Genomic DNA, 11,895 nt, shown 5'->3' on the forward strand with positions numbered 1-11,895 from the left:
GAATGTATGGTCATCATTTCCGGTATTTTTCCTATTTATAACCCACTGCTTAATCCTCCCGACACTATATTTTCTCTTTCAGGCGCGTTGTAATTTAAAGATTATCACGTATCTTTGCTTCCTGAATCATAAATACGAGATATGGCTATTACAATCAAGAAAGTCTCTACGAAGAGAGAACTTAAGAAATTTATTCGTTTCAATTACAGGATGTATAAGGATAACCCCTATTCCGTGCCCGACCTGTATGACGATATGCTTAACACATTCAACAAGAAGAAAAACGCAGCGTTCGAGTTCTGTGAAGCCGATTACTTCCTCGCCTACCAAGACGATAAGATAGTAGGGCGTGTAGCCGCTATCATCAACAACCGCGCTAACGAAAAATGGGATTCCAAGAACGTCCGTTTCGGATGGATCGATTTCATCGACGACCCAGAAGTATCCTCCGCACTGATAAGAACCGTAGAAGATTGGGGGAAGGAACGGGGCATGACTCACATTGTCGGACCTCTCGGATTTACCGACTTCGACGCGGAAGGTATGCTGGTGGAAGGTTTCGACCAACTCAGCACGATGGCCACCATCTACAACCATCCCTACTATCCGGTACACATGGAGAAACTCGGTTTCGAGAAAGATGCCGACTGGGTAGAATACAAAATCTACATACCGGAGGCCATCCCCGACAAACATAAGCGCATCTCCGAACTGATTCAACGCAAATATAACCTCAAGATAAAGAAATATACCTCCGGAAAGAAAATAGCCAAAGACTACGGACAGAAGATATTCGAACTGATGAACGAAGCTTATAGTCCCCTCTACGGATATTCACCTCTGACCCAAAAGCAAATCGATCAGTATGTAAGAATGTACCTGCCTATTCTCGATTTACGCATGGTAACCCTCATCACCGACGCCAACGACGAACTGGTCTGCGTAGGAATCTCCATGCCATCCCTTGCCGAAGCCCTGCAAAAGTCGCACGGGCGGTTGTTGCCTTTAGGATGGTTCTATCTGCTGAAAGCATTATTCATGAAACGCCGTGCCAAAATGCTTGATTTACTACTCGTTGCCGTGAAACCCGAATATCAGAATAAAGGTGTTAACGCTTTGTTATTTTCCGATTTAATTCCGGTTTATCAAAAATTAGGTTTTATCTTTGCAGAAAGCAACCCCGAACTGGAACTGAACGGAAAAGTCCAGGCACAATGGGATTACTTTGAGACTCAACAACATAAGCGCCGCCGTGCGTTCATTAAAGAGATAAAATAAAAGCTATGGAAGAGAACGAATTGATACCTGTAGACAACAACAATGCAGTAGAGTACACTGACGACAACATCCGCCACCTGAGCGACATGGAACATGTCCGCACACGTCCCGGTATGTATATCGGTAGACTGGGCGACGGCGCGCATGCCGAAGACGGAATCTATGTCCTCCTGAAAGAAGTAATTGACAACAGTATTGACGAGTTCAAAATGCAGGCCGGTAAGAAAATCGAAATCATTGTCGAGGAGAATCTTCGTGTCAGCGTTCGCGACTACGGACGAGGCATTCCGCAAGGAAAACTGATTGAAGCTGTCAGTATGCTGAATACAGGCGGTAAATACGACAGCAAGGCTTTCAAAAAGAGTGTCGGACTGAATGGAGTCGGTGTAAAAGCTGTCAACGCCCTCAGTTCCCGTTTCGAGGTACGCAGCTACCGCGACGGCAAGGTACGTATCGCCACTTTCTCCAAAGGAGAATTGCTGACGGACGAGACACAGAGCACCGAAGAGGACAACGGAACTTATATCTTCTTCGAACCGGACAATACATTATTCCTGAATTACAGCTTCAAATCCGAATTTATCGAGACAATGCTGCGCAACTACACGTATCTCAATACGGGACTTGCCATCATTTATAACGGGCACCGCATTCTGTCGCGCAACGGTCTGGTAGACCTTTTGAACGACAACATGACGGCAACCGGACTTTACCCGATCATCCATCTGAAAGGGGAAGATATCGAAATCGCCTTCACTCATACCGGACAATACGGAGAAGAATACTACTCTTTCGTCAACGGTCAGCATACTACTCAAGGAGGTACGCATCAGAGTGCTTTCAAGGAGCATATCGCCCGTACCATTAAAGAGTTCTTCAACAAGAACATGGACTATACCGATATCCGCAACGGATTGGTTGCCGCCATTGCCGTTAATGTGGAAGAACCGATCTTCGAGAGTCAGACCAAGACCAAACTAGGTTCTACCAATATGGCTCCCGGTGGTATCACGGTCAACAAGTATGTAGGTGATTTCATCAAGCTGGAAGTCGATAACTTCCTGCACAAGAATGCGGACATAGCCGAGACGATACAACAAAAGATACAGGAGTCGGAAAAGGAACGTAAAGCCATCGCAGGCGTGACGAAACTTGCCCGCGAACGTGCGAAGAAAGCCAATCTTCACAACCGCAAGTTGCGCGATTGCCGCATTCATCTGAACGACCCGAAAGGAAAAGGACTGGAAGAAGAATCTTGCATCTTTATCACTGAGGGAGACTCAGCAAGCGGCTCCATCACCAAAAGCCGTGACGTGACTACCCAAGCTGTATTCAGCCTTCGCGGTAAACCGTTGAACTCGTTCGGACTGACCAAGAAGGTAGTTTACGAAAATGAGGAGTTCAACCTCCTCCAAGCTGCCCTTAATATAGAGGATGGTTTGGACGGTCTGCGTTACAATAAGGTAATCGTAGCAACCGATGCCGATGTGGACGGTATGCACATCCGCCTGCTGATGATTACTTTCTTCCTGCAATTCTTCCCCGATCTCATCAAGAAAGGGCATGTATATATCCTGCAAACTCCTTTGTTCCGCGTACGCAACAAGAAGAAGACCATTTATTGTTATTCTGACGAAGAACGTATCAACGCCATCGAAGAGCTAAGCCCGAATCCGGAAATCACCCGATTCAAAGGTCTGGGAGAGATTTCGCCGGACGAATTCAAGCACTTTATCGGTAAGGATATGCGTTTGGAACAGGTAACTTTGCGCAAGACGGACGCAGTGAAAGAACTGCTTGAATTCTACATGGGTAAGAATACTATGGAACGACAAAACTTTATTATAGACAATCTGGTTATAGAAGAAGACTTGGCATCATGAGAAAAGCAATATTTCCGGGTACATTCGACCCCTTCACCATCGGACATTATTCGGTAGTGAAACGTGCACTTACCTTTATGGACGAAATCGTGATAGGAATCGGTATCAATGAGAACAAAAATACGTACTTTCCCATTGAAAAAAGGGAACAGATGATCCGGGAACTTTACAAAGACGAGCCTCGTATACAAGTAATGTCGTACGACTGTCTGACTATTGATTTTGCACAGGAAGTAGGCGCTAAGTTTATCGTTCGTGGCATTCGTACGGTGAAAGACTTCGAGTACGAAGAGACAATTGCCGACATCAACCGTAAGCTGGCAGGCATTGAAACCATCTTACTTTTCACTGAACCCGAACAGACTTGTGTCAGTTCCACGATTGTACGCGAATTATTAACTTACAACAAAGATATCAGCCAGTTTATTCCCGAAGGAATGGTGATAAGTTGAGAGTTGAGAATGGAAAGTTGAGAATGACGCAGACGTATCCGGCAATTATATAATATAAAGTAAGATTATGAATAGAATGAAAATATACGTCCTCTTGGTTTGTCTGGGGACAATACTTACAGTACAAGCTCAGAACTTCGGTTCGGCTGCTATGCGTAAGTTGCAAATGGCAGAGTTTGCAATCTCCAATTTCTATGTGGACAAAGTAGATGAAGACAAGTTAGTAGAAGAAGCCATCATCAAGATGCTGGCACAACTTGATCCGCACTCTACTTACTCGGATGCAGAGGAAGTGAAGAAGATGAACGAACCGCTCCAAGGTAACTTCGAGGGTATCGGAGTGCAATTCCAGATGATAGAAGACACCCTGTTGGTGGTACAGCCTGTCAGCAACGGACCTTCCGAGAAAGTCGGTATCCTTGCCGGTGACCGTATCATTGCCGTGAACGACAGCGCTATTGCCGGGGTGAAAATGAGTACGGAAGATATCATGAAGCGTCTTCGTGGCCCGAAAGGTTCGAAAGTCAATCTGACAATCGTTCGTCGTGGCGTGCAAGACCCTTTATTGTTTACAGTAAAGAGAGATAAGATACCTATCCTTAGCCTCGACGCCTCTTATATGATTCAACCTAAAACGGGTTATATCCGCATCAACCGCTTCGGAGCAACAACTGCTGAAGAGTTCAAGAAAGCAATGAAGGATCTCCAGAAGAAAGGAATGAAAGATATGATTCTTGACCTGCAAGGAAACGGAGGTGGTTATCTCAATGCAGCCATTGACCTTGCCAACGAATTCTTGGGACAAAAGGAGCTCATCGTATATACCGAAGGCCGGACTGCCAAGCGTAGTGATTTCTATGCCAAAGGTAACGGGGACTTCCGTAATGGCCGCCTCATCATATTGGTAGACGAGTATACAGCTTCCGCCAGCGAAATTGTCAGCGGTGCGGTACAGGATTGGGACAGAGGAATTATTGTAGGCCGCCGTTCTTTCGGCAAAGGCTTGGTGCAACGTCCTATCGATTTGCCGGATGGTTCCATGATTCGTCTGACCATCGCCCGTTACTATACTCCATCGGGACGTTCTATCCAAAAGCCGTATGGCAGTACGGTCGATTACAACAAAGACCTCATCGACCGTTTCAATCATGGTGAACTGATGAATGCCGACAGCATTCACTTCCCGGATTCATTAAAGGTACAGACTAAGAAACTAGGACGTACTGTGTATGGAGGTGGTGGTATCATGCCCGATTATTTCGTACCAATCGATACGACATTGTATACGGATTATCACCGGAACCTGGTAGGCAAAGGGGTTATCATCAAATTTACCATGCAGTTTATTGAGGGACACCGAAAAGAATTAGCTAACAAGTATAAGAAGTTCGAATCATTCAACGAGAAGTTTGTCATTGACGATAATATGTTGGCTACTTTGCGGGAGATGGGCGAGAAAGAGGGTGTGAAGTTCAATGAAGAACAATATCAGAAAGCACTCCCACTTATCAAAACGCAGCTCAAAGCACTGATTGCCCGCGACCTTTGGGATATGACCGAATATTTCCGGGTAATGAACACAACGAATGAAAGTGTACAAAAGGCTTTGGAAATACTGAATTCGGACGAATACGGGAAGAAGTTGAAATAAACAAGGACTTCTTCTCTCCTATATAAAAAAATCACTTTTCTCTATCACCTATCACCGACGGCAATCAAACACCTTATTCATCGGGGTTTCCGGCGGTGATAGGTTGTTTTTTAACCTATCACCACATCTGTCACCTATCACCGTTCAGTCACTCCACCAACCACCGTTCAATATTACCATTACGTACTTCTCCCACAAATCTACGAATTTCGAACGGTGCTTCTGCCTCGCTCTTATCGATATAGAAAGGCATCAGATATTTCACGAATCCCTCTTCCACCTCACGGTTGGGATAATCCAACGTATAAAGACCGAATTCCGGGTCGTAGTCTTTGATAGTCAAATAGCCACTCTGATAAATGGCAGGTATGGGATTCGTGCCTTCGGAATCAATACTGTCCAACACATCTTCCGTAACTTCCACCTTTTCAATCTCTTCAAGGCGGTAATGATGTTTCTTCAATAAGTAGACAAGATAAGAAGGAGTGCCTGTGGCAAACCAATAACTGCCGAACGCCATTGCATCAAAAGTATTGAGCAGGCTGAAAGGATTGTAACTGCCGGGCGTGTTGAAATTGAAATGATATCCGTCGTAGCGTTTCTGCACTTCAAGACAAACGGTCTCATAATCCAATCCTTGTACATCGGCAAGGGTATGCAGGTCTTTGTCAAAATAACGATGCAGTTCCTTGTCTGTAATGCCGCAAATATCAATATAATCGCGCCGCATGGAGATATCCTTCAGATTGTTCAGGTCGCTGAACACACTCACCTTTCCAAACTTGGTCACGCCTGTCAGGAAACCAAGCTTGATATATCCGTCCATCGTTTTCAGTACGCCATAGAAAGGTTTCAGCGTATTACGGTACTCCTTCTGCAACTCTTCGTTGCCGATAGCCTGCAACATAGGTTTGTCGTATTCATCCACAAGGATGGCGACACGGTGACCGGTCTGCTCCACCGCACGCTGTACGATTCCTTTAAAGCGGAGGGCAAGAGTCGTTTCACTAGGTCCCGTACCATACTGTTCCTCCCAAGCAGTCAAAGCATTATCCAATATTTTGTCCAGACTGTCCGGTGCATCATATTTCCCGATATTCAAGTCCAGATGCAAAACGGGACGTACCGTCCAATTCTGTTCCAGTTGTTCTATCGCCAGCCCTTCAAACAATTCCCGCTTTCCACGAAAGTAAGCTTCTAATGTAGAAAGCAGCAGGCTTTTGCCGAAACGACGCGGACGACTGAGAAAATAATAGCTTCCGGTAGTCACTAATTTATAAATCAACGCTGTCTTATCTACGTAAATATAGCCATCCCTACGCAACTTCTCAAAGCTCTGTATGCCGATAGGGTAAATCCTCTGCTTCATTATCTGTTTCTCCTTTCCATTCATTAGCGTATGACACTTGTACAAAGATAGGACTTTTTTCTAAGAAAAGCCCATCCGACTATGAAATCACCGGCATATCACAAGAAACATACGGGACGAATTACTCAAACAAGCGGAAATCATTTGCTTTTCTCCCTTATATAGTTTACCTTTGAGGCCGATATAGTCTATTCTTCACGGCCATGACAAATTCCTACCACAGCCGTGAGAAGATCCTACCACGCCCATGAAGAGATCTCGTCACGGCCGTGACAAACTAATGATAAAGGCTCCGGAAGACAACTATCCTTATACCTTAATCCAACAACAAAGGCAGGACAATGTATATATAAAGCCACTTGGCGACAAACAGGCAGTAGCTTGACCGGAAGTAAGCAGTAGCTCTACACCAAGCAAGCGACAGCTATATAATAATAAAAACAAAGATACAATGGCAATACAATTTGAATTGTACAAAACGCCCCACCCGAAGGATGAGGAAAACAAGGAAACATACCACGCACGTGTGGTCAACTTCCAACACATCGACACGGATTATCTGGCAAAGGAAATCCAAATGGCCACTTCTCTGACCGAAGGGGATGTAAAGTCGGTACTCGAATCACTGAGTCACTTCATGGGCTATCGTCTCCGCGAAGGAGAAAGCGTTCATCTGGATGGTATCGGTTATTTCCAGGTTAAGCTGAACAGCCAGGAGCCGATCACTTCGCCCAAGCTGAAAGCGAATCAGATAAAGCTAAAGGCCAACATCTGTTTCAAGGCAGACGCCAAGTTGAAAAGGTCTGTCAGTGTCGTCCATGTGGAGCGTAGCAGATTAAGGAACCATTCCGCTTCCCTTTCAAATGAAAAGATAGACAAGTTGCTGACGAATTACTTCAACGATAAACCTATGTTAACCCGCATCGATTTTCAAAGGTTATGCGGATTTACCTCCACCACAGCCGCCCGCCATATCAAACGACTGAAAGAAGAAAAGAAATTGAATAATATTCATACGTATTATAATCCGATTTATGTACCAATGCCGGGATATTACGGCAAGGCGGAAATAAAAGAGGATGAAACAAATGCCATAAAGTAAAGACTATAATAGAATGAGAGATACCTTGCGGCGAGGTGTCTCTCAATTATTGGCAGTGTCCATAATATTGTGTAAATGTAAACGGGATTCAGTTATAAGTTCTCTTATATCTGGATTCTGTTTTCAAAAATAAGCATAAACTGGTTCATAATCAATCCCCAGTTAGTAATCGGCATTGTCCATTTCTTCTCAATCTCCATCAAGGAAAGGTATACCATCTTCTTCACTGCGTCATCCGACGGGAATGAAAGCTTTGATTTAGTGTACTTTCTGATTTTTCCATTCAGATTTTCAATGAGATTTGTGGTATAGATTATTTTTCTGATTTCCAATGGGAACTGAAAGAAAACAGTCAGATCATCCCAGTTGTTCCTCCATGAAAGAATGGCATAAGGGTACTTCCCTCCCCATTTCTTTTCCAGATTATCAAGCTCCGCGGCAGCAACTTCCTTGTTTGGCGCATTATAGATATTCTTCATATCTGCCGTGAACTCTTTTTTGTCCTTGTAAACGACATATTTACATGAGTTTCTTATCTGATGTACAACACAAATCTGAGTTGATGACTGAGGGAATACGGTACGTATAGTGTCCGTAAATCCGTTCAGGTTATCGGTACAGGTTATCAGTATATCTTGTACCCCACGGGCCTTCAAGTCAGTGAGAACACCCATCCAGAAGGCGGAACTCTCTGATTTACCCACCCACATGCCAAGAACTTCCTTCAAGCCGTTTTGTTTCAGGCCGACACAGAGATAGACAGTCTTGTTGATAATCTTCCCGTTGTCACGGACCTTGAAGACAATACCGTCCATCCAAACGATGAGATAGACCGGGTCCAAAGGACGGTTCTGCCATTCTTGAGCAGCCTGGTTTACTTTGTTTGTGATGATGGAGATGGCAGAGGTGGAGAGTTCTATCTCATAGATCTCGCGCATCTCTTCTTCTATATCGGACACACTCATTCCTTTGGCATATAAGGAGATAACAAGCTTTTCTATGGAAAGCCCGCGGCTTTCATGCTTGGGGACTACTATGGGTTCAAACTGACCGTTGCGGTCACGAGGGATGGGTATGACAGCCTCGCCGTGCTCGGTCTGGATTTTCTTGGGGTAACTGCCGTTACGGGAATTACCACTGTTATTGCCGGAAACAGAATGTTTCTCATAACCCAAATGAGCATCCATCTCACCTTCAAGCATCTTCTCCAGCACTTGGGCGTGGAGCTGCTTTAGGAACTTGCTTACGTCTGCCTCAGTTTTGAAATGGCTGAGGAACTCCTTGGTTAAAACCTCATCAGGCACTACATGATTCTCTTTCATAATCTTTTTCATACGAAAATTATTTGTGCCGTTTTAGTTTATAACGGCTGTTTTTACTTTGTTTTTATGTATTCTCTGAGCCAATGACACAAAAATAGAGAGCACTCACTGTTGGGCAAGTGCGCGGCTGGCATGTTCGGCAATTTATATTTATACTGCTGAGTTGATGTTGAATTTTCATACACGTGCTCATAATGTCACAAACTTTGCCTCTCAGCAGTTGGGACCAGTTTCATTTTCGGACTCGGGATGTTCCAGTAAAATTCGGCCTTGGATTAACTCAGTCCCCAGTTTTATATTGTGTAGGCTAATCTTTTTTCTTCGTCAGGACTACATGGTAGCCAAGTTTCTTTAACTCACCTTTCAGGTATTCCTTGCGTTGCTTCTCTTTCTTCTCAGGCACATAACTGTCTCCAAGCTCCTTGTATCTTCCGTCTGTTGACAACACATAGTGTATGCACTTGAGAAGGGAGTGCCCAACGGCAATCAACGCCTTTTTGTTGCCCTTGCGTGGGGCAAGTCGGTTGAAGCGTTCCATGAAGAACGTCCCTTTTGTTCGTGAGGCAGCCCATGCGGCTTCAACGAGTGTAGCCCTTACATGCTTGTCTCCGTGGCTCGTCCTTCCGCTCTTCTTCTTGCCAGCACTTTCGTTGTTGCCTGGACACATTCCTGCCCAGGAACAAAGATGCGCCGCAGTAGGAAAGTTGCCCATGTCAAGACCAATCTCGGCTATCAGTTCCTCGCAGGTGCGGTTTTGCACTCCGGGTATCTCGCTCAGCCTTGCAATGACATCTTCGTAGGGAGAGAGGATTTCCTTGATATGCCTGTCCATCTCCGTGATTTCCTCCGTGAGCCGTCTGTTGCATGAACGTATCTTCTGAAGCATGTATATCTTGTGGCTGTTCATATAACCCGTGCATGCCTCAAGCATTTCCTCCGCGGAATGCAGACAACGCTTGTGTCGTACAGACTCTATGTCTGCCAATGTCGGAATCCTGCCATCGCAAAGCATTTCTATCAGTTTGGTCGCAGTTGAGCCGCTCGTGTCGCTCAGAACGCTGGACAACTTGACATTGCCGTCCTCAAGCGTACGGATGATGCGGTTCTTGTTGGCCGACACCGTTTCTATCAGCTTGCGGCGGTAACGAGTAAGATCCCTAAGCTCGCGCTGCTCACGAGGGGGAATAAAACTGGGCTTGAGCAATCCTGCCATTAGCAACTGGCATATCCACTCACTGTCGTTCTTGTCTGTCTTGTGACCCGGAACATTCTTGATGTGACGGGCATTGACAATCCAGATGTTGCGGATGTAATCCTCGAACACGTTGTATATCGGTTTCCAATACACTCCAGTGCTCTCCATCGCAACGTGAGTGATTCCTAATGATACCAACCATTCTCTCAATTGTGTCAAAGAACTCGTGAAGGTGTCAAAAGACTTGGTCTCCTTACAGATCCCTTCGCCTTGGACCGTCGCTACCACCACCTTCTTGTGGATGTCCATACCGCAACCGCGCGATACAACCTGATCGAAATGAATCCCTGCCATAATCGTCATTATTAGTGATATGCTAAGATATACTAATAAGACGTGCGACAGAACATTTTCATTTACTTTGGCGACTTCTAAATTGTCATGAGGGTTTCATTTTGCAAATCTATTAAATAAAAAAATACGAAACTCGTACTGAATCCCGTATTTTACATTTACACAAAATATTTTATAGTGCCCAATTATTTATATCCCCCCCATTCATAAGACCTACATTCAATTATTCTTATTAATCAAATTGATTACTACCTTCACCATCACGTCCTTTTCTTCCGTCCGGCTTTCAGCAATCATTAACGTAAGTGCTACGAGCGTATTGTTACCGATTAACTTCGAACCATCAGATTTATACAGTATACCGTTCTTCTCCAGAAACCAAAGGAACAGAAAAGCGGCAATACGCTTGTTACCGTCACTAAACGAGTGATTCTTCACGACAAGATAGAAAAGCATTGCGGCTTTTTCTTCAATGCTTGGATAAAGTTCCTCTCCACCGAATGTCTGATAAATGGTGTTGATAGAGCTTTTGAACGACTGATCCTTTTCATTTCCAAACAAGTCACTACTTCCGAACTTTTTCTGCAAAAGGTGAATGGCTTCCATTGCTTCTTCATAGGTGGCACGAAATTCTTCAGTAGGAGTCGTGGAGTCTACTTCCAATTGCTGGTAATCGTATTTATCAAGCGTGTCCAGACCGTAAGTGTAATCGGTAATCACACGCAAGAGTCCATTGGCCTCATCCAGCGTCAATTGTTTGTGTTCGATGACGTTAGAAAGAAGACGTACGGTACTCTTCAAGTCTTCCAGTTGGGCAGCTTTGACCTGCTGATTAATGGCGTAACCCTTAATCAGATAGTCCTTCAGGATTTTGTTCGCCCAGATACGGAATTGGGTGCCGCGTTGCGACTTTACACGGTAGCCGACAGAGATGATTACATCCAGATTATAAACGGCTGTCTCATATTGCTGGTCATTATCGCTACCCATATGTGCAAATTTTGCACACGTGATATCACGCTCCAACTCTCCTTCCCGATATACATTATTTATATGTCTACCGATGACAGTCCTATCCTTCTGGAATAAGTCTGCCATTTGCGCCTGTGTCAGCCACACCGTCTCATTCTCCAACTTCACATCAATGGAAGTTTTCCCATCCTTTGTCTGATAAATGACAATTTTTCCTCTATTGTCCATAAAATGCCTCCTTATTTACGCATTGTGTCCGTCCATTACCTTCGTAGCAATGGACGGACACACAAATGTACAGCTTTCAAAAAGAAATA

At 44.6% G+C, this 11,895-nt stretch carries 9 protein-coding genes and 1 pseudogene; 6 read left to right on the top strand and 4 right to left on the bottom strand.

The genetic code is table 11. The features are described from left to right. Positions 1-141: 141 nt before the first annotated feature. The 4 genes from GD630_RS14690 to GD630_RS14705 all read left to right on the top strand — a co-directional run bounded on the left by GD630_RS14690 (position 142) and on the right by GD630_RS14705 (position 5,264). Entirely contained in the window at positions 142-1,278 is a 1,137-nt protein-coding gene (locus GD630_RS14690) for a GNAT family N-acetyltransferase (RefSeq protein WP_007762337.1), read from the top strand. A gap of 5 nt (positions 1,279-1,283) precedes the next feature. Then, positions 1,284-3,161: a DNA topoisomerase IV subunit B gene (locus tag GD630_RS14695; RefSeq protein WP_143868832.1), complete on the top strand. Its 1,878-nt coding sequence runs from the start codon at positions 1,284-1,286 to the stop codon at positions 3,159-3,161. Beyond that, positions 3,158-3,613: a pantetheine-phosphate adenylyltransferase gene (coaD, locus tag GD630_RS14700; RefSeq protein WP_007762342.1), complete on the top strand. Its 456-nt coding sequence runs from the start codon at positions 3,158-3,160 to the stop codon at positions 3,611-3,613. Before GD630_RS14695 ends, coaD begins: the two co-directional genes overlap by 4 nt. A 67-nt stretch (positions 3,614-3,680) precedes the next feature. Then, positions 3,681-5,264: a S41 family peptidase gene (locus GD630_RS14705; RefSeq protein WP_143868830.1), complete on the top strand. Its 1,584-nt coding sequence runs from the start codon at positions 3,681-3,683 to the stop codon at positions 5,262-5,264. A gap of 166 nt (positions 5,265-5,430) precedes the next feature. Here the strand turns inward: GD630_RS14705 and GD630_RS14710 are convergent. After that, positions 5,431-6,633 (bottom strand): annotated as a pseudogene (locus GD630_RS14710) (ATP-binding protein); the annotation flags it as partial. Positions 6,634-6,880: 247 nt separating this feature from the next. Between GD630_RS14710 and GD630_RS14715 the strand changes: the two are divergent. Beyond that, entirely contained in the window at positions 6,881-7,018 is a 138-nt protein-coding gene (locus GD630_RS14715) for a hypothetical protein (protein WP_153260245.1), read from the top strand. A 66-nt stretch (positions 7,019-7,084) separates the two neighbouring features. Next, positions 7,085-7,735 carry an HU family DNA-binding protein gene (locus GD630_RS14720; RefSeq protein ID WP_143868828.1) on the top strand — a complete coding sequence of 217 codons (651 nt, stop codon included), beginning with the start codon at positions 7,085-7,087 and terminating at the stop codon, positions 7,733-7,735. A gap of 104 nt (positions 7,736-7,839) precedes the next feature. Here the strand turns inward: GD630_RS14720 and GD630_RS14725 are convergent, their stop codons facing one another. From GD630_RS14725 to rhuM, 3 genes are all read right to left on the bottom strand, one after another. Further along, a complete protein-coding gene (locus GD630_RS14725; RefSeq protein WP_431834204.1) occupies positions 7,840-9,057 on the bottom strand; it encodes an IS256 family transposase in 1,218 nt (405 codons plus the stop codon). A 307-nt stretch (positions 9,058-9,364) separates the two neighbouring features. After that, complete coding sequence (locus tag GD630_RS14730; protein ID WP_238482909.1) at positions 9,365-10,606, bottom strand: IS110 family RNA-guided transposase; 1,242 nt, start codon at positions 10,604-10,606, stop codon at positions 9,365-9,367. Positions 10,607-10,825: 219 nt separating this feature from the next. Then, the gene (rhuM, locus tag GD630_RS14735) at positions 10,826-11,806 is read right to left on the bottom strand and encodes a RhuM family protein (RefSeq protein ID WP_143867679.1); all 981 of its coding nucleotides are present in this window, start codon (positions 11,804-11,806) and stop codon (positions 10,826-10,828) included. Positions 11,807-11,895 lie beyond the last annotated feature (89 nt).

The organism is Bacteroides zhangwenhongii (genome assembly GCF_009193325.2).
Lineage (GTDB): Bacteria > Bacteroidota > Bacteroidia > Bacteroidales > Bacteroidaceae > Bacteroides > Bacteroides zhangwenhongii.

Coding starts and splice junctions, on each gene's coding strand:
- GD630_RS14690 (WP_007762337.1), top strand. CDS start 142: ATGGCTATTACAATCAAGAAAGTCTCTACGAAGAGAGAACTTAAGAAA.
- GD630_RS14695 (WP_143868832.1), top strand. CDS start 1,284: ATGGAAGAGAACGAATTGATACCTGTAGACAACAACAATGCAGTAGAG.
- coaD (WP_007762342.1), top strand. CDS start 3,158: ATGAGAAAAGCAATATTTCCGGGTACATTCGACCCCTTCACCATCGGA.
- GD630_RS14705 (WP_143868830.1), top strand. CDS start 3,681: ATGAATAGAATGAAAATATACGTCCTCTTGGTTTGTCTGGGGACAATA.
- GD630_RS14715 (WP_153260245.1), top strand. CDS start 6,881: ATGAAGAGATCTCGTCACGGCCGTGACAAACTAATGATAAAGGCTCCG.
- GD630_RS14720 (WP_143868828.1), top strand. CDS start 7,085: ATGGCAATACAATTTGAATTGTACAAAACGCCCCACCCGAAGGATGAG.
- GD630_RS14725 (WP_431834204.1), bottom strand. CDS start 9,057: ATGAAAGAGAATCATGTAGTGCCTGATGAGGTTTTAACCAAGGAGTTC.
- GD630_RS14730 (WP_238482909.1), bottom strand. CDS start 10,606: ATGGCAGGGATTCATTTCGATCAGGTTGTATCGCGCGGTTGCGGTATG.
- rhuM (WP_143867679.1), bottom strand. CDS start 11,806: ATGGACAATAGAGGAAAAATTGTCATTTATCAGACAAAGGATGGGAAA.